Genomic DNA, 20,844 nt, shown 5'->3' on the forward strand with positions numbered 1-20,844 from the left:
CTTCTTCAGGGCTTTAGTTCCCTATCGAAGAGATCGCCTTCATTTTGTGGGTCACCCGCGTCTCGGGCTTGATAGGCCTGTACGATGCGGGTCACCAGATTGTGGCGCACGACGTCTTGATCCGTGAACTGAACGAAGGACACGCCTTTTAGCCCAGCCAGCAAACCCGCGGCGTCGCGTAACCCCGATGGCGTGCCGCTTGGCAGGTCGATCTGGGTCATGTCGCCCGTGACCGCCATACGGCTATGTTCACCCATTCGGGTCAAGAACATCTTCATCTGCACCGGTGTCGTATTCTGCGCTTCATCAAGGATGACGAAGGCATTCGACAAAGTGCGCCCCCGCATAAATGCGAGCGGCGCGATTTCAATTTCGTGTGCGGCCATTCGTCTTTCAACCTGTTCGGCGGGCAGCAGGTCGAAAAGCGCGTCGTAAAGCGGCCGCAAGTAAGGGTCGACCTTCTCCTTTAAGTCGCCTGGAAGGAAGCCGAGACGCTCTCCTGCCTCGACGGCCGGTCGGGAAAGAATGATGCGATCCACCGACCCCTGAAGCAGACAATCAACCGCCATGGCAACGGCAAGGTAGGTCTTGCCTGTGCCCGCAGGCCCTATGGCGAACACGAGCTCATGCCGGCGGAGTGCTTCCAGATAGGTGCGTTGACCGGGTGAGCGTGCGGTGATGGTGCGCTTGCGGGTGCGGATGACGGCCTCGTCGCTTTCCGCTGTCGGGACGGCGGCGATTCCGATGTCGTTTGAAGGATCGCCTCCCGGTGCCGCGGATAATCTTGCCGCCGCATCCACTTCGGCGGGTGACACCTCCAGCCCGCGTTGTAGGCGCTCCCAAAGAGCACGCAATGCCCGCCCGGCCCGCTCGACCGCTTCACTCTCGCCGGATACGGCGATGCGATTTCCCCGACTGACCAGGGTCACGCCCAGATGTTCTTCCAAGCGTGCCAGATTCTCGTCGTGGCGCCCGAATAGCATCGGGACGAGCTGATTGTCGTCGAATTGGAGGAGGAGCGGCCGTTCTGCGTCGACCGAAGCGCGTCTGCCGGAAAGACTCACGCTGTTCGTATCTCCCTGGATGGCGCGGCCATATCATGGTCGCTGGTGAAGATATCCGTCTGAACCCGTCCCGAGAGCGAATTGGCGTGTGCCCCTTCGATCTCAACCTGGACAATTTTCCCCAACAGGCGATCGGGCGCCTGAACATGGACCGATTGCATATGTGGGCTGCGCCCAACCAATTGGCCTGGAAATTTTCCCTTCCGCTCAAGCAGAAGCGGTACTACGCGGCCTACGCTGCCCTGATTGAACGCCAGCTGTTGGGCGTTCAGCAACTGTTGCAACATGGCTAGGCGTTCCGCTTTCACAGTTTCATCCACCTGGTCCTCGACAGCCGCCGCCGGCGTGCCCGGGCGCGGGCTGTACTTGAACGAATAAGCCTGAGCGTATCCGACTTCCGTGACAAGTTTGAGCGTGTCGGCGAAATCCTGGTCTCGTTCGCCGGGGAAGCCAACGATGAAATCCGATGAAAGGGCGATATCCGGCCGAGCGCCGCGCAGACGGTCTATGATCCGTAAATAGTCCTCGGCAGTATGACGCCGGTTCATGGCGTCTAAAATGCGATCCGACCCAGACTGGACAGGCAGGTGAAGGAACGGCATCAGCGCATCAAGGTCGCGGTGGGCCTCAATCAGTTCATCGTCCATGTCGCGAGGATGCGAGGTGGTATAGCGCAGACGGGCCAATCCGTCGATCTCGGCCAGGGCGCGCAGCAAACGGCCGAGTCCCCATGTCTTGCCGTCCGGCCCCTCACCATGGAATGCGTTCACATTCTGCCCCAGGAGCGTGATCTCCGCCGCACCGGTCGCCACCATTTTCTTCGCTTCGTCCAAAAGGCTGCTTACCGGTCGGGAAAACTCGGCCCCGCGGGTGTAGGGTACGACGCAAAAGGTGCAAAACTTATCGCAACCTTCCTGAATGGTCAGGAAGGCCGCAGCACCCTGGCTCGCAGCCTCTTCGGGCAACGCATCGAACTTACTTTCGGCCGGGAAATCAGTGTCCACCAAGCCGCTCGCACCGGATACGCGCCCCAACACACGGGTCACCATCTCCGGCAAGCGGTGATACGTTTGCGGCCCGAACACCAGATCGACCTGTGGCGCGCGGCGAAGCATCTCCTCGCCTTCAGCTTGAGCGACGCACCCGGCGACGCCCAGCAACAGGCGTCCGCCCTCTTGTGTTCGTTTTTCCTGTAACTGCCTCAAGCGCCCCAATTCCGAATACACCTTTTCGGCGGCCTTCTCTCGAATATGGCAGGTGTTGAGGATGATCATGTCGGCATCATCGGCTTGTTCCGTAGGCCGGTAGCCGAGTGGCGCCAATACATCCGCCATGCGCACGGAATCGTACACGTTCATTTGGCAGCCGTAGGTCTTGATGAAAAGTTTTTTGGTCACGTTTGCCTCTTTACCTCCAGGCTTCGGCTCTGGCGAAGCTCCAGGGGTGCTTTATTGGCAGTCGAGGCGCTGCGGATCAAGGCTGGTCCCGATTCCTTTTCAAGTGACTCTGTTGACAAGATTAGCACTCCACGGGTCCCGGCGCCACTTTACTGATGCATTTCAATCAGGTGCCCTCGGTCACCGGCGTTTCGCCGCCGCCCGCGGGCGCTGCCGCCAAATCCTGGTGATGTTGCGGGCGCCCGGCGAGTGCGCTGGCAACGCCTTCGCTTACCTTCCGATAACAATGATCCGCAAGGGCCTTGCGTGTGCCATAGGCTTCTAGCGTGACCGGCGGGTGGAACTGTACGACGACGGTCACTCGGCCAAGGCCCAGTGCCTGCCACAGGTGACTGCCGAGCTCCATGTCGCCATACCATGCGTAAAAGGGGCGAAGCGCCCGCCCCATAGGCATACCGTCCAGATGCGTGTAGGCGATCGATACGGGCTGCACCGTCAAAGGCTCGCCGCGCGGTTTCAACGTGGCGACGGCGAAAAGTGCGGACTTGAAGGGGAGAACGCCGTTGCCGTCGCTACTGGTGCCTTCAGGAAACAGAATCAGATTGTCGCCGCTTTCCAGCCGACCGCCGATGGAGTCCCGATGGTTGGCGGCTTGACCTCGCTTGCGCTCGACAAAAACCGAACGCTGTAGTTTTGCGAGCCAGCCGAAGAAGGGCCAGCGGGCGACTTCCGCCTTGGCCACGAAGGAGGCCTTGACCAATGATCCAAGTATGTTGATGTCGAAATAGGATATGTGGTTGCAAACGAAGAGCGTCGGCTGGCTCCGAGAGATGCGGCCTCTGCGTTGTATGCGTATTCCGATCAGACGGCAGACCCGCTTGTGGTACCAAAAAGGAAGGTTGCGCTGCAGCGGAAGGTTGAAGGTCACGGCGATGAGTTGCACGGCCATCAATGGCAAGGTTAGGCCGGCGAAGACCAAGAGCCGGAAAAAAGATAGCGTGGGCGAGAAAAGGGTGCGTTCCATGAGGGTTCAGGCTTTGCCGGTCTCTTCTCGTGGCGAGTAGTGCTTCAAGTAGCGTTCTGTTACTAAATCGGTTTTCACGATAATGCAGACGTCAGTGGTATTGAATTCATGGTCGACCACGGCTCCATCACCGACAAATGCGCCGAGACGGAGATACCCTTTGATCAGGGGCGGCAGGGAAACCAGCGCCCGGCGCCGGTCCAGATCGCCTATGGCTAAACGGTTCATGTCGACAAAACGGTCCTTCACGGCGCGTGTTCGCAGGGCCGGCGGCGCAAGATGATGGTGATAGAGATAGGATAGCTGCTGGGTCATCTCATCAGGGTTGGTGCCATGCAGGCTGGCACAGCCGAACATAACCTCGATATCGTAGTAATGGACATATTCGGCGATTCCTCGCCACAACATCTGCATGATTGGTCCCGTACGATACTCCTTGGCGACGCAAGAACGTCCAAGCTCCAAGACCTCGCCCGGATACTTGAGGAGCGGCGCGATATCGTACTCGCCGCTGGTGTAAAAGCTGCCGGCCCGCGCCGCGCCCGCCCGCCGCATCAACCGGTAGGTGCCGACGACGGCCTCCGCGCCCTTGCCTAGTCCCGCGTCCATGACAAGCACGTGGTCGCAAAAGGGGTCAAATCGGTCAAATTCGCGGCCTGTCCGCCGCATTTCTTCCGTCGGTTTTGCATGCATTTCGTCGCAAAACACACGATAGCGTAGCGCCTGGGCGGCCTCGACCTCCTCTTGCGTCTCAGCAAGACGGATAGACAGGTCTCCAGTCCTGACGTCGATGGGTTTTGTTCCTTTGCTTTCCACAGCAACCATCTATCTGTCCTTTTGCGAAGCTTCCGCTTCCCGTTCCGGTACCCCGCGCCTACGGCTTGCCCGCCTTGCGGCAAGCGCTCGCGACTGTGGGTGAATGTCTGTTTCCGGCACGCCAACGTCCGTCACTTCGGATCCTTCAGCTTAACACCCAGAAGTTCCAACCGATGACCGATCAGCCTGTATCCCAGAGACCGGGCGACGGCTTCCTGCAATTTCTCAATCTCTTCGTTGGTGAATTCTATGACTTCACCGCTATTCATATCGATCAAATGATCATGGTGCTCTTCCGGCCGCTCTTCATAACGCGCCCGACCGTCGCCAAAATCGTGGCGGTCGAGAATGTTGGCTTCCTCGAATAGCTTCACGGTCCGATAGACCGTAGCGATAGAGATCTTCGGATCGATCTTGATGGCGCGTTGATAAAGAAGCTCGACGTCCGGATGGTCGTCCGATTCCGACAGCGCACGCGCGATGATGCGCCGCTGCTCGGTCATCTTGAGTCCCTTTTTTGCGCAAAGACGTTCTAGCCGCGAAGGCATGCGCTGTGACGACTCCCTGATTGCCTACTTTTTTCCCGGGCCACTATAACCGATAGGGCGCGGCGAGCCTACTGCCGATCAACGGCGCAGTAGGTCTTCGGCCCGTCAGATCACGTCCATAGTGATCAACGCAAGCCGAAGGAGCCAGCGACCGCATACCTATAAGCAGCGCTTTGCTTATGACCTCAGGGTCAACCGCGGCGATTGCGTGTTCCCAAACCGATCTGCTTGGCCAGCTTACTGCGCTGCTTGGCGTAGTTGGGGGCAACCATCGGATAATCCGCCGGCAAACCCCATTTTTCCCGGTACTCTTCGGGTGACATGTTGTAAGCCGTTTTCAGATGGCGCTTAAGCATTTTCAGCTTCTTCCCATCTTCCAAGCAAACGATGTAATCCGGCGTAATCGAGCGCTTGACAGGTACCGCAGGTGCCGGCCTTTCCTCTTGCGCCGGCGCAACGCCGCCGAGAACTGAAAGAGTCTGATAAACTTCCCTGATAACTTGGGGCAGATCCGATAGCGCCACCGAATTATTCGATACGTGGGCCGCTACGATGTTGCTGGTCAGGGCCAGAATATCAGTGTTTTTTGCGTTGTCGTTCATTTTGAATGCAGTCCCCAGTTTTATAGAATTGCCTGCATATATAGAGACGTACTGTTAATACGCAAGACCATTTTGTTTAAATATTATTTGATAATTGGGAGTAGTTAGAGGAGAGGCGCTTTTTTCTGTAGTTTTTGTAATAAACTACAAGCTGTATTTCTATAAACGTTCCTCTTCGATATGAAGTCGTAATAGCAAAGCGTCTTCGTTTGAGTTTTCTGTTCGGTAGTAACGCGGACGCGTTCCAACGGGAACAAATCCGATCTTCCTGTATAGTCCTATCGCCGCGTCATTGCTTGCCGCAACTTCAAGCACGACCGTATTGAATTTTCGTTGTTGAGCATCTTCGAGCAAGGCCGCGAGGAGCCTTGAGCCGTGTCCTAACCGGCGGCTGCCAGCCGTAACCCCGAAGGTTAGAATCTCAACTTCGTTCAGCGTTTGCCGCGCTAGCAAGAACGCGCAGGGTTGGGTTTGGTTGTCGAGTAGGAGCCATCCGAAGGTGCCGGGGTGAGAAATCAAGCTGACACAGTCGGCCACGCTCCAGGGTGATTGCGGAAAGACAGCCTGTTGCAGGTCGGAAAGGATGGCTGCGTGAAGGCCGTCAAGGCGCTGCAACCCGGCTTGTGCTCTTGCAGCGGTCATTTTTCCGTTTTCCGGGGGTCTTTCGACGGCAGCGTCACATCCGGGGAACGCAGATAAAGCGGCGCTGGTTGTGTCTTGCCATTGTTTGTCGAATACCGGGTTGCTGCCAACCGCGCCAGGATCACGGCCTGGCAGTAGGACGGCGCAGCTGACCTTCGGATGTCGAAGGGATGGCGGTCGAGCGCGGGCTCTGCTTGGTCGCAGCCACTACCTGTGATCAATAGAGGCATGGCTGGAAGCTGTGCGACCAACGTTTCCGAGGACGCCGAGAAGGGATTGCCCATCGGTATCAGGTTTTCGTCGAAAAGCTGCGCGAAGAAATCCCGGCGTTTGGCATCTATCAAAATCAGAAGCGCCCGGTCGCGCCGTTCGGCTGGCGTGGTGGCGGCAGCCAACACCTCAAGGCTGGATGCGCCGATCTGCGGCAGGCCAAGCGCAAGGCCGTAGCCGCGCGCCGTAGCAAGGCCGATGCGTACGCCGGTAAAGGCTCCTGGGCCGGTCGTGACCGCCAGAGCGTCAAGCTGGTCATGCGAAAGCTTTGCCGTTTCCAACACGGTCTCGATCATGGGCACGAGGCGTTCGGCTTGCCCGCGTTCCATAAGCTGCTGCTCTGCCGCCAGAATCCGGTCGCCCTCCAGGACCGCCGCGGCACAGGAGTTGCCGGAAGTGTCAAAGGCTAGAATGCGGAGGTTGTCGGCCATGGATGATCCATCGAAGGGCGGGAGAGAACGCTAAGCAGAGGCGTCAAAGAACATTGCAAGCCTCGTCGAACTCCAGGCGTGGGCCTCTCGGATGCAGCTTGTCTTTGTCACCATAACCGAGGTTGCAAATGAAGTTCGACTTGAAGGGGCGATTGGGAAAGAATTCTGCATCCAATGTCTTGTTGTTGAAGCCCGACATGGGGCCGCAATCCAGCCCCAAAGCGCGTGCTGCCAAGATGAAATACCCGCCTTGGAGCGAGCTGTTTCGAAACGCAGTATCGCGAATAAGATCGTCCTTGCCGAGAAAGCTGGAGCGGAGGTCGCGATGTGGAAACAGTCGGGGGAACTGGTCATAGAATGCCATGTCCTGTGCCAGAATCGCGGTGGCCGGAGCCGCCATCGTTTTATCCACGTTGCCCGCTGAAAGGTGTGGCCGCAACCGCTCCTTGGCCTCCACACTCTTTATGTAGACGATTCGAAGCGGGCTGCAATTTGCGCTTGTGGGTCCCCAACGGAGCAAATCATAGATATCTCGAAGCGTCCCATCGCTGACCGGCTTGTCGAGCCAAGCCGTGTAGGTCCGCGCATTACGGAACAACAGGTCGAGCCCCGTATCGGTAAGTGTTTCAGCCATGTGGAGGCTCCCTCTTGGTTAATGAACATCGGATCGCAAGCCAAACTGCGAGCCGATGTTAACACGCCGGGATTCGATCAGGCTGTTTGATCCGGTGCCGGGGAGGGGGCGCTCAGGGAACGGCGCGAACTTCGACCACCTCTGGGATGTAGTGACGAAGCATATTCTCAATTCCCATCTTCAGCGTGGCTGTAGAACTGGGGCAACCCTGGCAAGCGCCTTGCATGGTCAAAGAAACGACCCCGTTTTCGAAGCTGCGGAAGATGATATCGCCGCCATCCTGTGCAACAGCCGGTCGGACCCGTGTGTTCAGCAGTTCCTTGATCTGTCCGACCACTTCATCATCTTCGCCCGCGTCGCTGTCAGCCGCGTCGGCATCTGCGGCGGTCTCTAGGATTACTGGGCGTCCCGCGGTGAAGTGCTCCATGACGATGCCCAGGATAGCGGGCTTTAGCAGGTACCACTCCCGATCATCGGCTTTGGTGATAGAAATGAAATCCGCGCCCAGGAAAACACCCTCGACACCCTCGACTTGAAACAAGCGCTGGGCCAGGGGTGACCGTTCGGCCGCAGCCAAGTCGCGAAAATCAACGGTACCTTCCACCATGACCGCGCGCCCGGGCAGGAACTTCAGCGTTGCTGGGTTAGGGGTCTGTTCGGTCTGGATGAACATCGTCTCGGAAACTCCTAGAAATCAACTGGCCGCGCAAAACCGCGTCAAGCGTCACTGCTTGGCTGGAATGCCTAAAATGGGATGAAACGTCCTCAACTTCAACACTTCTGAGTTTGGGGTCTTTTGTCGTGCTCGGCGGCTGTTACAGCGGGCTAGGTAATAGACGCCAATTCCTCCTCGGTCAGATTGTCCGGAACCAGCGTCAAGGGAACCCGGAGGCGGCTGAGGAACTTGCCGGTAAGGGCGCTGACCAGTGGCCCTGGGCCGCTGCCGCTCGTGCTGGCCGCCAAAACCAAAATCGAGATGCTGGGATCCTCGTCTAGCAAGGCCAGCAGTTCATCGCGGCGGTTGCCGTCGCGCAAGTACAGGATCGGCATTTGGTTGGTGAGTTTCTGTACCTCTCCCGCCCAGCGCTGCAAGCGCTTTTCCGCCTCCTGCCGAGCTTCATCGCGCATCAGGTTGCCGACCGACATCCAGTGCTGGAATTCGCCGGGTTCGATCACCTGTAGCAGGGCTACCCGGCCACCCGTGCGCCGTGCCCGAAGGCAAGCGTAATATAGGGCTAAATTCATCTCGGCGGATTCGTCGACCACCGCGAGGAAGATGCGCGGTTGATCCGTTGCTGGCGGAAGCGGCGGCAGCGCTGGATCGCGTTCCGTTTCGCTCATGACTTGGTCCTCTTGTTAGGGCCTCCCCAAAGGCCGGGCAATTTGTAGCTCTTGTTTGTTGCGCCCAACTAGTTGCGTCGGAAGATAACCTGGGCAAGCCATCCGGCAAAGAGTGCAATCAAAATAGCGCCCAGGCCGTAAAATAACGAATGCTGCTTGGCCAGAAAATAGATGTCGGCCTCCATACCGACCCGGCTGACGATCAAGGGAGTCGAAAGGGCGCTGATCATCTCGCCATCGCGTAGCAGGTAAATCTGAATCAGGTAGCTTCCGGTCGGGACGGTCGATGGAAAACTGACGTTGGTTCTGAATAGCTTGCCGCCGACGAAGCGCACCTTGCCCACTGTCTTGGGGTAAAGTTTCTCGTTCTGCATGGCCTCGATCAAGGCGGTTTTCCATTGGGCGGCGATGTTGGGCGACGCCTTGGCGGTTGGGAGATCGCGTATCAGTGCGTTCAGGTTTAGTTGGTGGCGCACCTGCAACCTAGGCGGCGCGATTTCCTCAATCGGTGCCGAGGAAGCAATGTGAAGAAAGCTGGGCACGCCCTCAAAGGTCTGCCGCGCAGTGTTTGCCCATACACCCAACACTCTGGATTTCCGATAGACCGCCACGTTGTTTGGGGGGCCCTTGATCACAACGATTATATCTCCCTCTTCCTCGACCGCGCCGAATAGCAGGGTATCGCTACCGCTGAAATCCGTGGTGATGGCGACCAGGTGGCTGGAGAGGTCGACAATCAACGGTGCCGTCGAGCGCGAAGCGGAGGGGCCGATCATCAACAAGGCCAGCATCGCTGTGATTGTCAGGAAATGTTGTCTCCTCACGACAGCACCTCGAGCACATAGATCGAAGAAGGCCTTGCAAAGAGATCAACGAAGAGCTTGCTGCACACCAAAAGCACCATTCCGGCAAGCAGAATGCGCAGCGTATCAGCGGGTATGCGCGATACCAGACGACTGCCGAACTGGGCGCCGATCACGCTTCCGGTCAATAGCAGTAATGCCATTACAATGTCGACGGTCTGGTTCTGTGTGGCCTGAAGCAAGGTCACGTTGGCGGCGACGAAGATAATCTGAAACAGGGAGGTTCCGATAACGACCGACGTCGGCATGCCAAGGAGGTAGATCATTGCCGGGACCAGAACGAAACCGCCGCCCACGCCCATGATGGCAGCGAGCACGCCGACAACGAAACCAGCCGCCAGAGGCAGGAGCGCGCTGATGTAAAGACGCGATTTGCGGAATCGCATCTTCAGGGGCAGCCCATGAATCCAGGTGTGTTGATGCAGCTTTCGGCGTTGGCCGGGACTGCGTCGCCGGCGCAGCAGAGCACGCACGCTTTCCCAAAACATCAACCCGCCGATCGTGCCCAGGAAGATGACATAGACGAGGTTGATGACGAGATCGATCTGACCAACCTGGCGGAGCAGGCTAAACAGCGCGACACCCAAAGTAGAGCCCGCAAAACCGCCGACCAGCAAGACCATGCCCATCTTGAAATCGACGTTGCCGCGTTTCCAATGCGCCAGAACCCCGGAGACGGATGATGCGACGACCTGATTGGCCTGCGTCGCCACAGCGACTGCCGGCGGCACGCCGATGAAAAGCAGCAGGGGAGTCATGAGGAACCCGCCGCCGACGCCAAACAGCCCGGATAAAAAACCAACAATCCCGCCCAGGCCAAGAAGCAGGAAGATATCCAGCGAGATCTCGGCAATGGGTAGGTATATCTGCATTGTCTTCTGGCAGGGCCCGCGCTGGCGGTTAGCGAGACCCGCGAGTCGCCCCCCGCGGCCCGCAATGATCTCTGAGAAACCTTAACGCCGTTTCGCCGCGCCTAGCAACGGGCCATGACCAAATTCACCAGGTTTTTACGAGGTTTTCCAAAGAGAATGCCTTAGGGGCGCAAAAACCCAACTAAATCATAAACCTCTTTCAAGATTGGCATAGCCAGCGCTCGTGCGCGCTCGCCACCGTCCCGCAGAACCGCATCCACATGATCGGGGTTGGCCATCAGGCGCTTCATTTCTGCTCCGATCGGACCGAGCTTTTCGACGGCGAGATCGGTGAGCGCTTTTTTGAAGCCGGAAAACGGTTGTCCGGCGAATTCGCTCAGGACGTCCGGCAACGATTGATCCGCCAGGGCCGCATAGATGCCGATCAGGTTGAAAGCCTCGGGCCGGGCCTTGCGGGCCGCCTCGGAAACGCGGCCGCTATCGTCCAGGGCTTCCAGGCCAGGCATCGCTTCGGTATCGGTCTTCGCCTTGCGCACCTTCTGTGCAATGGCGTCGGCATCGTCGGTCATATTGATGCGGCTCATGTCCGAAGCCTCGGACTTGCTCATCTTGCGAGTGCCGTCGCGCAGGGACATGACACGTGTCGCACTGCCCAGAATCAAAGGCTCGGTTAACGGAAAGAAATCGCGGCCGAAGTCGTTGTTGAACTTCTGCGCAATATCGCGCGCAAGTTCCAGGTGTTGCTTCTGGTCTTCCCCGACCGGAACGTGGGTGGCTTTGTAAACCAGGATGTCCGCCGCCATCAGGTTTGGATAAACATAAAGGCCCGCACTGGCGTTTTCCTTGTGTTTCCCGGCTTTTTCCTTGAACTGGGTCATACGGTTCAACCAACCGATGCGCGCGACGCAGTTGAAAATCCAAGCCAGTTCCGCGTGTGCTGCAACTTGGCTCTGGTTGAAGATGATGCTCTGCGTCGGGTCGATCCCGGCGGCCAGATAAGCCGCGGTCACTTCGCGCGTGTGGCGGCGCAGTTCTTCGGGGTTTTGCCAGACCGTAATCGCGTGCATATCGACGACACAAAAAATGCTTTCGTAGTCGTCCTGAAGAGTCACGAAATTACGAATCGCGCCCAGGTAGTTGCCGAGATGAAGATTGCCAGTCGGCTGCACGCCGGAAAAAATACGGTTCATTATCGTTTCCTGGTCCCTGGTGCCTGTCGGTTCGAGGTTGTCTGAAGAGGGCTAAGTTTGCTGCATTCAGGGCGCTGGGGTTATCGCCCCAAGGGCAACCTCCGGTCAAGGGTTACGCCGGAACAAAACCTTAAAATCCCTCGCCGAAAACGCACCGGCCGCCAGCGCCAGCCCAAAATAGGAAATCATGCCGCAGGCAACGAGAATCGCCAGGGATGCGGCCTGCAGGGCGATACCGTCGTCCAACCAGGGGAGGAGCGGTATCGACAGCCCGTAGAGCAACGCGCCCATGACAAGGCTGGCGACGGTCATTCGTGGCAGCCGCTGCTTCAGGCGCAGATCAAGGTGGAAGAAGTCACGGCCTTTGAGGGATAGGATCAACAGGGCAACATGCAGCCAGGCGGCCAGGGAAGTCGCCAGTGCGATGCCAACATGCCCCAACCAGAAAAACAAACCGACGCACAGCACAATGTTGGCGATCACCGAGACGCTCGCCATCTTCAACGGCGTTACGGTGTCTTCCTGGGCAAAGAAGGCGGCCTGGAAGGGCTTGACGAGGATGAATGCCGGAAGACCGCTCGCATAGGCGGCAAGCGCGGCGGCGGCGGCATCGCTTGCCTGACGGTCGAAGGCGCCGCGCTCGAACAAGGCCACGACGATCGGCAAAGGTACGATCAGCAAGGCAATGGTGGCGGGCAGGGTGAGCAGCAGCGCCATCTCCAGGCCCCGATTAAAAGAATGCAGCGCGGCGTCTCTATTACCCGCGCGCAGTTTTCGCGACAGCTCGGGCAGCAAGACAACGCCCAGCGCCACGCCGATCAACCCCAGCGGCAACTGGTACACCCGGTCAGCGTAGTAGAGCCAGGACACGGCGCCGGCTTGCAGTGAGGCAACAATCGTGCCGACCATGATGTTGATCTGTACCGCACCACCGGAGAGGATTCCCGGTCCCATCAAGCTAAAGAGCCGTTTGACGCCGGGCGTAAAACGTGGCCGCGGCAGGCGCAGCGCCATGCCGTGCTTGGCGGCCACCACATAGACCATCAGAAACTGCGCAAGCCCTGCCAGGGTCACGGTATAGGCAAGGGCGGGTCCCGTCTGTTCAGGGCTCAGGAAAGGAAGAACGCCGGTCAGCGTAACCAGGAAACAGAGGTTTAACAGGACCGGCGCGGCGGCCGCGGCCGTAAATCGATACAGCGAGTTTAGTATCCCGCCGATCAGCGCGGCGAGACTCATGAACAGGAGATAGAAAAAAGTGATCCGCGACAGTGTCACGGTCTGTTCGAATTTGTCGGCGTCGTCCAGGAATCCCGGAGCGATCACAGTCACCAATCCGGGCATGAAGATCAGTGCGGGAACCGTCACCGCCAGCAGCAAAACCAGCAACGCGGCCAGGCTGTCCTCGGCAAAGGCCTTGGCGCTGGATTCGCCCTCTTGTTCCAGGCGGCGGGAGAAAAGCGGTACGAACGCGGCGTTGAAGGCGCCTTCGGCAAAGAGCCTGCGAAAGAAGTTCGGTAGCTTGAAGGCGACAAAAAAGGCGTCGGCGACCGGGCCGTCGCCCAGGACACCCGCCAGCAAAACGTCGCGTAGAAAGCCCAGGAAGCGACTCGCCGCTGTCCAGCCCCCCACCGTCGCCAAGGAACGCACCAACGCCATGACCCGCAGTATCTAGAGCATTGCGGCAGAATTAGGAAGCTGTGGCTTTAGGGCGGCCGCAGACATTCATGAAACCGAGGCAATTTCATGCCAATGAACAGCTTGCCCGGCAGGTCTCTTGACCTTTGCGGTCGGCTGACGCAAACCAGTGGACGAAAGTCACACGTTCGAACCCCCTGGCGATAGGCTGTCCTGCCGCCGAACGTTATAGTCTGGACCCATGCGAACGCTCTATCACCTCTGGCTTGATTCCGGCAGCCGCAAAATCCGTATCCTGCTGAAGGAAAAGGGCCTCGACTTTCAGATGAAGGTCGAGAAGCTTTGGGAGCGACGGGAAGAATTCCTGCGCCTCTCGCCGTCCGGCGAATTACCGGTTCTGATTGAAGAGAACGGCATTTCCCTTCCCGGGCAAAACGTCATCACGGAGTATTTGGAGGAGGCCTTCCCGGAGCCGTCTCTTCTGGGTGGCAGCGACCCTCTGGACCGGGCCGAAGTGCGCCGCGTGGCGCAGTGGTTTGACGTCAAGTTTCGCCAGGAAGTGACGGACAACCTGGTCGAGGAAAAGGTGATGAAGCGCTTCCTGAGGCTGGGCGCGCCGGAAGCGGCGGCCATCCGCGCGGGTCACGCGAACATACACTATCATTTGGACTATATTGCCTGGTTGTCGGAGCGGCGGAAATGGCTGGCAGGGGACCACTTCAGCCTCGCCGATGTCGCCGCGGCCTCGCAGCTTTCCTGTCTGGATTATCTGGGTGATGTGCCTTGGGAGAAACATGAGGCGGCCAAGGACTGGTATGCACGCGTCAAATCGCGGCCAAGCGTGCAGCCGCTGCTGGCCGACCGCATTCCCGGGCTGTTACCGCCCGCCCATTACGCCGATCTGGATTTTTAGCTTCTCCATTTGAAGAAGTACTCAGCGCCAGGGGTTGCGGGTCTGCTTCTGGCCCATCCCCGCGGCCATCTCCCGTAGCTTGGTGATGCGGTTTGCCGTGTTTGGATGGGTGGAAAACAGACTATCGACCTTCTGGGCGTGTAGCGGATTGATGATGAACAGCGAGGCGCTTGCCGGATTGCGCTCTGCGGTCACGTTGTCGATTCGGCTGGCGCTCACCTGCATCTTCTCCAATGCGCTGGCCAGCCATAGAGGCCGGCCGCAAATCTCCGCGCCGATGCGGTCGGCTTCGTACTCGCGGGTGCGCGAAATGGCCATCTGCACGAGCATGGCGGCCATGGGCGCCAGGAACGCCATCAGCAAGACGCCGACGATACCCAGCGGGTTGTTACGGTTTCCGCCTCCGAATGCGCCAAACCACAAACCCATGTTGGCCAGCATGGAGATGGCGCCCGCCACCGTGGCCGTCAGGGTCATGGTGAGGGTGTCGCGGTTTTTGACATGCGCCAGTTCGTGCGCCATGACGCCGGCCACTTCCTCCTGATTGAGCGTATTGAGCAAGCCCGTGGTGGCCGCCACGGCCGCATTCTGCGGATTGCGCCCGGTGGCGAAGGCATTGGGCTGCGGGTTGTCGATGATATAAACCTTGGGCATCGGCAAGCCCGCGTTGGCGGCTAACTGGGAGACAATGGCATGGAGCGCCGGTGATTCAGCGGCTGTCACCTCGCGCGCCTTGTACATCCGGAGCACAACCTTGTCGGCGTTCCAGTAGGCGAAGAAATTGGTTGCAGCGGCGATCAACAGAGCGATGATCATGCCGCCCTGGCCGCCGATCAGAAAACCGGCCAGCATGAAAATTGCGGTCAGTGCCGCAAGCAGCATACCCGTGCGAAACAACCTCATCGAATTCAGACCACCTAGCGGTTGACACAGTAAAAACAGAGCCTAGAGATTGGGTAGAACGCGGGTTGCTTCAAGACTTGGCGAAAGCCTCCGTAATCGCCATATTTGCGTCATGACCGAGTCGTACAAAGTTCATCAACCGCAAGGCCGCAAGGCAGCGACCGTCGGGTCGAGTCCTCTGCCACGCGACCAGCGTCAACGCCGCGTTGCCGAGGCGGCGGAGCGTGCAAAACAAGAGGCCGAAGCGCGCCGCCGGAAGCAAGACGCCGCCGCACAAGTACGCCCTGTCGAGCGTCAGGGCCCCGAAGGTCCGGAGCCAACTCGTTACGGCGATTGGGAAAAGAAGGGTATTTGCTACGACTTCTGACCTGTTGCTTTAGCGCTTGCCCAAGCCCGAGCCCGAGCCGGAACCCAAATCCTGCGCCATTTTGACCATTGACCAAAGTGCGAAGTCGATACAATCCTCTGCACATGAGAAATCTTTTCTTGGCGGCTATCCCCGTTCTTTTGACCAGCACAAGTGCCTTTGCCGCGAGCGATGGCGCCACGCTTTACCAACAGAATTGTGCATCATGTCACGGAAGCAATCTGGAAGGTCAGCCGAACTGGAAACAACGGAAGCCGGACGGCAAGCTCCCGGCACCGCCGCATGACGTCTCCGGGCATACTTGGCACCATAGCGATCAGCAGAATTTTGAGATCACCAAGCTGGGGATCGAGGCACTGGTGTCCGGCTACAAGTCCGACATGATCGGATTTGGCGATAAGCTGAGCGACGACGAGATATGGGCAATCTTGGACTACATCAAATCCACTTGGCCCGAGGAAATCCGTGCCCGGCGAAAGGCAAACGGGTTGGAGCGGCCCGAAGGCTGACGCAAATTCAAACCAGAGCGGGTAAGCGAATGGATTGGTCCATCGGCGTAAATATGGTCCTATAGCAGGTCCATTTTGCGAGGGTTGGATCGATGGCCAAGCGCGTCAATGCGGCGCCAATACTACAGTTCGACCTTGGTCGATACGACGGCCCCGTTTATCAGCGTCTTTATCTTGCGCTGCGGGAAGCTGTGTTGGAAGGGCGCTTGCCGCCCGGCAGCCGCCTGCCGTCCAGCCGCGCGCTGGCCGAAGAATTGGCCTGTTCGCGCAACACGGTGGTCACGGCATTCGATCAACTCCATGCGGAGGGATACCTCGACCGTCAAGTCGGCGCGGGCAGTTTCGTCTCGAAGATCTTGCCGGAAGAGTTGCTGGTCGCGCGGCCGCAGCCATCGAACAATGCCCGGAAGGCGGTGGCGCCGCGGTCCCTTTCACCGCGCGGAGCGGTCCTGGCGGCCAGCCGCCCGCTCGCGGCGGTTGCTCAGGCGCGCCACCGCGCCTTTTTGCCCGGCTTGGCCGATCCTGAGCATTTCCCTTTTGATCTTTGGAGTAAGCTTCTTACGCGTACTTGGCGCCGCCCGCCGCAGTCGCTTTTCATGCATGGTCATCCCGCAGGGCTTCCCGCGCTGCGCGAAGCGCTGGCAGCGCATCTAATTCGGGCACGCAACCTCGACTGCACGGCGGAGCAAATCATCATCACGACGGGTGCACAACAGGCCTTGGCGCTGGCGGCTCAGCTCTTGCTTTCGCCAGGCGACGAAGTTTGGATCGAGGATCCTGGTTATCCGGGTTTGCGCGGGCCTTTGACTGCCGCCGCCGCAGTCGGCCGTCCGGTTGCCGTCGATGCCGAGGGTCTGTCGGTCGCGGCGGGCCGCCTGCGTGCGCCCAAGGCGCGGATGGCGGTGGTTTCGCCGTCCCACCACTACCCTTTATCGGTTGTTATGTCGTTGTCGCGCAGGCTGGAGCTTCTGGACTGGGCGCGACAGCACACGGCGTGGATCATCGAGGACGACTACGACAGTGAGTACCGTTATGCAGGACGACCGCTGGCGGCACTGCAATCTTTGGATAGCCCGCAGCGCGGGGGCGCTGGGCGGGTGCTCTACATCGGTAGCTTTTCCAAAACTCTCTTCCCTTCGCTGCGGCTGGGCTATCTCGTCGTGCCCGCCGATCTCGCAGAGCGCTTCGTGGCCGCGCGCCATGCGCTCGACGATCACTCTTCCGCCATAACGCAGCCGGCGCTGGCGGCGTTCATAGGCGAGGGGCACTTCGCGACCCACCTGCGGCGCATGCGTAAGCTCTACGGTGAGCGGCAGGCGGCCTTGCTGCGGATCGCCGGGGAGCGATTGGCGGACCTTCTGGAGATCAAACCGGATGAGGCAGGTTTGCATTTAGTGGCAGGGCTTGGTGCAGCCTTGACCGGGCGCATGAATGATCAACAAGCAGTTGCCGCCGCTGCGCGAGCGGGTATCTCCGTCGACGCGCTTAGCCGGTATTATCTTGAGGCGCCTGCCCGGCAAGGTTTGCTGATGGGTTATGCGGCCGTTCCGGAAGAAACTATGGCAGGAGCCTGCGATCGCTTGGCTAAATCCTTGAGGGAGTCGCTGCGATCATAACTTATATTGGCTGAACGATTGATCAATTAAAGCTGGACCGGACAAGGCTTCTGTGACAGGATACCAGGAGGTTGAGGACCCGCTTTTGCGGGAAAAGAGGAGCAGATCATGACGAAGGGCGTTTGGACGCGGGAACCCGGATCGGGAGACAATGGACCCGCGCCAGGCGATGAGATCGAGGCGCTTGCGAAGCGGCACCTTTTGCAACCGTGGGAGTCCCTGGAGCATCTGGGACAATCCGCGCGCACGGTGCTCGACCGGGCCGAGAACATCTACCTGTATGATTCGGAAGGGAACAAGCTGATCGACGCGCCGGCGGGCATGTGGTGCGTTCAGGTCGGCTACGGTTGCCGCGAGATTGCCGAAGCCATGGCCAATCAGGCCATGCAGCTCGCCTACAATTCACCCTGGTACACGACCTCCGGTCCAGCAGCCGAACTGGCGGCGCGAATTGCCGACAAGACGCCGGGAGACCTGAATCATATCTTCTTTACGACCGGCGGTTCTACGGCGGTCGATTCTGCTCTGCGTTTCGTGCAGTTCTACAACAATTACCTGGGCCGTCCGGAAAAGAAGCTAATCCTATCGCGGCAATCGGCCTATCACGGAAGCACCTATCTATCGGCTTCGTGCTCTGGCAAGGAGCGTGACAAGGTTTTTCTCGATTTTGCAGGGAACCTCGTGCATCACCTTTCATCTCCGCTGGTTTACCGGCGGCCGGATGGGATGACCGAAGCGCAGTTTTGCGACTTCCTGATTGCGGAGATGGAATCCACGATTCTGGAGAAGGGCGCAGATAAGATTGCGGCCTTTATCGCCGAACCGATTCTGGCTTCCGGCGGCGTAGTGGTGCCGCCGGAGGGCTATCACAAGCGCACGCTCGAACTCTGCCGCAAGCACGAAATTCTCTACATCGCCGACGAGGTGGTCACGGCGTTTGGGCGCCTTGGGCACTGGTTTGCGTCCGAGGAGGTGTTCGGCATCACTCCGGACATCATTACCTTCGCCAAGGGTATTACTTCGGGTTACGTGCCGTTGGGCGGCATGGCGGTTTCCCAGAAGGTGATGGCCGAGGTCAGTGGCAGCGACGCCAAGGGCGCGGTCTATTCCAACGGCTATACCTATTCCGGGCACCCGGTTTCCTGCGCGGCGGCCATGGCCAACATGGACGTCATCGAGAAGGAGGGAATTCTGGAGCATGTGCGCGATATCACGCCCTACTTCCAGGATAAACTCGCCGAACTTGATGCATTGGCGCTGGTGGGTGACGTGCGTGGTGCGGGGTTGGTCGGCTGCGTGGATTGTGTCGCCGACCGGAAGGCCAAGAACCCCCTGAAGCTCGATTCCGAGGTGGGGGGAAGGATTGATGCGCACTGCCAGGAGAAGGGTCTGATCGTTCGACCGGTCTACAATATGTGCGTGATGTCGCCGCCGCTGGTCATTCGCGAACGGCAGATCGACACGATGGTGGGAATCTTGCGTGCGGGGATCGAGGACACGATGGTCGACCTGGAACGCGAAGGGCTGTGGCACGCGCCTCGGGACTAATGTCGATTAGAAGATTCCGGCTTCCAGCCCCGCCGCCACCAGCATTCCCAACTCTTCGCAGTCGGTCTGGAAACTCTCCTGGTAAGCGCCGCGGCAAAGCAGGGGTTCTCTTATCTGCCGCCAGCGCAGGCCTGTTGTGATACTTTCGATCGCACGCCTTGTGCCGGTGCCGTCGTGTCCGGCGCGGATGAAAAGGGCATAGGGTAACCCTTGGGTCTTTTCGAGGCAGGGATAATAGCTGCGATCAAAGAAATCCTTCATCGCGCCGCTCATGTAACCAAGGTTCTCCGTGGTTCCCAGTATGATGGCATTTGCCTTGAGCACATCCTCGGGCCCCGCATCCAAGGGCGCCAGGCAGGCAACGTCGACCCCCTCGATATCAGGATGACGCGCTCCGGCCAGCACTGCGTCGCGCAGGCGCCGGGTATTCGGTGATGGTGCATGAGCAACTACCAGTAGCTTCTTCGTCGCCATATCCAGCCTTGTCTGCTCGAGTCGAAGGGGCAGCCTAACTAAGAATTGACGGGTCGCCTATGGCGAGAAGACTTTTCGGGTAGGGGACGGCTGCGCTAGGGTCGCTCGTGAGAGCCACCTCTTCAACAGATCACCTAGGACCCCTGTCATGATTCCAGAATACCATCACGCTTTGATCATTGGTGCAGGAGAGGGCCTGTCGGCCTCACTTGCGCGTCTGTTCCGTGACAAGGGACTGCGGCTTTCTCTTGCTGCCCGGAATGCCAGTAAGCTGACCGCGCTTTGCGATGAGATCGGCGCCACGGCCTACGCTTGCGATGCCTCTGACGCGTCGTCGGTGAACGCTCTCTTCGAGGCGCTGGACAACACGCCGGGCGGCGCTCCCGACGTTGTGGTTTACAATCCCAGTGCCCGGCAGCGAGGTCCGATTGCCGAGTTGGACGCCGATGCGGTTTTAGCCGCATTGAAGATCACAGCCTATGGCGGCTTTCTGGTATCGCAGCAAGCCGTGCGGCGCATGCTGCCGCAAGGCCAGGGAGCGATTCTGTTCACCGGGGCGTCGGCCAGTGTGAAGGGTTATCCGCAGTCCGCGCCCTTCGCCATGGGAAAGTTCGCCCTTCGCGGCCTGGCCGAAAGCCTGGCGCGGGAAGTGCAACCGCAAGGTATTCACGTCGCCCATTTCGTCATCGACGGCGCGATTCGAAATCCGGGACGGGAGAACCCGGCGGATAAGCCCGATAGTTTGCTTGATCCACATGCAATAGCGCTCACCTACTGGCAGACCTTGAAGCAGGATCGAAGTGCGTGGGCCAACGAAATCGCCCTGCGGCCCTGGCTTGAGCGTTTCTAACCATCGTTGTCGGCAGGTGCTTCCCTGGGGCGTTCCTTGGGGCGTTCCTTGGGGCGTTCCCTTGGGGCGCTGCACGGACTGGCAGGCGATGCATTCATTCAAATGAAAGCCGAGACAACTCGAGACATGCTTTGGCGGATTGATACAGTCTGTAACAAAAACTGAACGTAGCCTTGTTGATATGAGGCATGCCGCATGCGACTCTTTAAGTGCCTGTTGATCCGGTGACTTGGGGGTGCGTTCGTTGTTTGCGGATCAAACCCCGGTAATTGCGGTTAACCACGGAAATGGCAGCGCCGGCTAGCGGGATGACTTGAACCCGGCGGCCGTAAGAC

23 protein-coding genes are annotated in these 20,844 nt (G+C 59.0%); 6 read left to right on the plus strand and 17 right to left on the minus strand.

Annotation, left to right across the window (positions count from 1 at the left end):
• Window positions 1-5 precede the first annotated feature (5 nt).
• The 15 genes from FHR98_RS14135 to murJ all read right to left on the minus strand — a co-directional run bounded on the left by FHR98_RS14135 (window position 6) and on the right by murJ (window position 13,350).
• Entirely contained in the window at window positions 6-1,064 is a 1,059-nt protein-coding gene (locus tag FHR98_RS14135) for a PhoH family protein (RefSeq protein ID WP_437126640.1), read from the minus strand.
• Window positions 1,061-2,461 (minus strand): tRNA (N6-isopentenyl adenosine(37)-C2)-methylthiotransferase MiaB, encoded by a 1,401-nt coding sequence (gene miaB, locus FHR98_RS14140; RefSeq protein WP_183417380.1) that lies wholly within the window; start codon window positions 2,459-2,461, stop codon window positions 1,061-1,063. The genes FHR98_RS14135 and miaB overlap by 4 nt, the downstream gene beginning before the upstream one ends.
• 166 nt (window positions 2,462-2,627) lie before the next feature.
• Window positions 2,628-3,485, minus strand: a complete 858-nt coding sequence (locus tag FHR98_RS14145; RefSeq protein ID WP_183417381.1) for a lysophospholipid acyltransferase family protein — start codon at window positions 3,483-3,485, stop codon at window positions 2,628-2,630.
• 6 nt (window positions 3,486-3,491) lie between these two features.
• Window positions 3,492-4,310 carry a GNAT family N-acetyltransferase gene (locus tag FHR98_RS14150; RefSeq protein WP_183417382.1) on the minus strand — a complete coding sequence of 273 codons (819 nt, stop codon included), beginning with the start codon at window positions 4,308-4,310 and terminating at the stop codon, window positions 3,492-3,494.
• Window positions 4,311-4,432: 122 nt separating this feature from the next.
• A complete protein-coding gene (locus FHR98_RS14155) occupies window positions 4,433-4,849 on the minus strand; it encodes a Fur family transcriptional regulator (protein WP_183417383.1) in 417 nt (138 codons plus the stop codon).
• Window positions 4,850-5,040: 191 nt separating this feature from the next.
• Window positions 5,041-5,451, minus strand: coding sequence for a Ros/MucR family transcriptional regulator (locus FHR98_RS14160; RefSeq protein ID WP_183417384.1), 411 nt, complete (start codon window positions 5,449-5,451; stop codon window positions 5,041-5,043).
• 159 nt (window positions 5,452-5,610) lie between these two features.
• Complete coding sequence (locus FHR98_RS14165) at window positions 5,611-6,093, minus strand: GNAT family N-acetyltransferase (protein ID WP_183417385.1); 483 nt, start codon at window positions 6,091-6,093, stop codon at window positions 5,611-5,613.
• Window positions 6,090-6,794, minus strand: coding sequence for a tRNA (adenosine(37)-N6)-threonylcarbamoyltransferase complex dimerization subunit type 1 TsaB (gene tsaB, locus FHR98_RS14170; RefSeq protein ID WP_183417386.1), 705 nt, complete (start codon window positions 6,792-6,794; stop codon window positions 6,090-6,092). The genes FHR98_RS14165 and tsaB overlap by 4 nt, the downstream gene beginning before the upstream one ends.
• A 43-nt stretch (window positions 6,795-6,837) precedes the next feature.
• Window positions 6,838-7,428, minus strand: coding sequence for a malonic semialdehyde reductase (locus FHR98_RS14175; RefSeq protein WP_183417387.1), 591 nt, complete (start codon window positions 7,426-7,428; stop codon window positions 6,838-6,840).
• Window positions 7,429-7,540: 112 nt separating this feature from the next.
• On the minus strand, window positions 7,541-8,101 hold the full coding sequence (locus FHR98_RS14180) for a NifU family protein (protein ID WP_183417388.1): 561 nt from the start codon (window positions 8,099-8,101) through the stop codon (window positions 7,541-7,543).
• A 152-nt stretch (window positions 8,102-8,253) separates the two neighbouring features.
• Window positions 8,254-8,769, minus strand: a complete 516-nt coding sequence (locus FHR98_RS14185) for a universal stress protein (protein WP_183417389.1) — start codon at window positions 8,767-8,769, stop codon at window positions 8,254-8,256.
• Between the two features lie 68 nt (window positions 8,770-8,837).
• Window positions 8,838-9,593 carry a TIGR02186 family protein gene (locus tag FHR98_RS14190; protein ID WP_183417390.1) on the minus strand — a complete coding sequence of 252 codons (756 nt, stop codon included), beginning with the start codon at window positions 9,591-9,593 and terminating at the stop codon, window positions 8,838-8,840.
• On the minus strand, window positions 9,590-10,504 hold the full coding sequence (locus tag FHR98_RS14195; RefSeq protein ID WP_183417391.1) for a sulfite exporter TauE/SafE family protein: 915 nt from the start codon (window positions 10,502-10,504) through the stop codon (window positions 9,590-9,592). The genes FHR98_RS14190 and FHR98_RS14195 overlap by 4 nt, the downstream gene beginning before the upstream one ends.
• A gap of 161 nt (window positions 10,505-10,665) precedes the next feature.
• Window positions 10,666-11,694, minus strand: a complete 1,029-nt coding sequence (gene trpS / locus FHR98_RS14200) for a tryptophan--tRNA ligase (protein WP_183417392.1) — start codon at window positions 11,692-11,694, stop codon at window positions 10,666-10,668.
• Between the two features lie 105 nt (window positions 11,695-11,799).
• On the minus strand, window positions 11,800-13,350 hold the full coding sequence (gene murJ / locus FHR98_RS14205; protein ID WP_183417393.1) for a murein biosynthesis integral membrane protein MurJ: 1,551 nt from the start codon (window positions 13,348-13,350) through the stop codon (window positions 11,800-11,802).
• Window positions 13,351-13,570: 220 nt separating this feature from the next.
• Here murJ and FHR98_RS14210 point away from each other — a divergent pair, with 220 nt between their 5' ends.
• Window positions 13,571-14,242: a glutathione S-transferase family protein gene (locus FHR98_RS14210; protein ID WP_183417394.1), complete on the plus strand. Its 672-nt coding sequence runs from the start codon at window positions 13,571-13,573 to the stop codon at window positions 14,240-14,242.
• A gap of 21 nt (window positions 14,243-14,263) precedes the next feature.
• On the opposite strand, the gene htpX is transcribed toward FHR98_RS14210, so the two are convergent.
• On the minus strand, window positions 14,264-15,145 hold the full coding sequence (htpX, locus tag FHR98_RS14215) for a zinc metalloprotease HtpX (RefSeq protein ID WP_183417395.1): 882 nt from the start codon (window positions 15,143-15,145) through the stop codon (window positions 14,264-14,266).
• Window positions 15,146-15,257: 112 nt separating this feature from the next.
• On the opposite strand from htpX, the gene FHR98_RS14220 reads away from it, so the two are divergent.
• The 4 genes from FHR98_RS14220 (at window position 15,258) to FHR98_RS14235 (ending at window position 19,185) form a co-directional block, all read left to right on the plus strand.
• Window positions 15,258-15,512: a DUF1674 domain-containing protein gene (locus FHR98_RS14220; RefSeq protein ID WP_183417396.1), complete on the plus strand. Its 255-nt coding sequence runs from the start codon at window positions 15,258-15,260 to the stop codon at window positions 15,510-15,512.
• A gap of 119 nt (window positions 15,513-15,631) precedes the next feature.
• The gene (locus FHR98_RS14225) at window positions 15,632-16,021 is read left to right on the plus strand and encodes a c-type cytochrome (protein WP_246377876.1); all 390 of its coding nucleotides are present in this window, start codon (window positions 15,632-15,634) and stop codon (window positions 16,019-16,021) included.
• A 92-nt stretch (window positions 16,022-16,113) separates the two neighbouring features.
• Window positions 16,114-17,637 carry a MocR-like pyridoxine biosynthesis transcription factor PdxR gene (gene pdxR, locus FHR98_RS14230; protein ID WP_183417398.1) on the plus strand — a complete coding sequence of 508 codons (1,524 nt, stop codon included), beginning with the start codon at window positions 16,114-16,116 and terminating at the stop codon, window positions 17,635-17,637.
• 108 nt (window positions 17,638-17,745) lie between these two features.
• The gene (locus tag FHR98_RS14235) at window positions 17,746-19,185 is read left to right on the plus strand and encodes an aminotransferase (protein WP_183417399.1); all 1,440 of its coding nucleotides are present in this window, start codon (window positions 17,746-17,748) and stop codon (window positions 19,183-19,185) included.
• Between the two features lie 6 nt (window positions 19,186-19,191).
• Here the strand turns inward: FHR98_RS14235 and FHR98_RS14240 are convergent, their stop codons facing one another.
• Window positions 19,192-19,659 (minus strand): flavodoxin family protein, encoded by a 468-nt coding sequence (locus FHR98_RS14240; RefSeq protein WP_183417400.1) that lies wholly within the window; start codon window positions 19,657-19,659, stop codon window positions 19,192-19,194.
• A 148-nt stretch (window positions 19,660-19,807) separates the two neighbouring features.
• Here FHR98_RS14240 and FHR98_RS14245 point away from each other — a divergent pair, with 148 nt between their 5' ends.
• On the plus strand, window positions 19,808-20,509 hold the full coding sequence (locus FHR98_RS14245; RefSeq protein ID WP_183417401.1) for an SDR family NAD(P)-dependent oxidoreductase: 702 nt from the start codon (window positions 19,808-19,810) through the stop codon (window positions 20,507-20,509).
• The last annotated feature ends 335 nt before the right edge of the window (window positions 20,510-20,844 follow it).

It is taken from the genome of Limibacillus halophilus (genome assembly GCF_014191775.1).
Taxonomy (GTDB): Bacteria; Pseudomonadota; Alphaproteobacteria; order Kiloniellales; family CECT-8803; genus Limibacillus; species Limibacillus halophilus.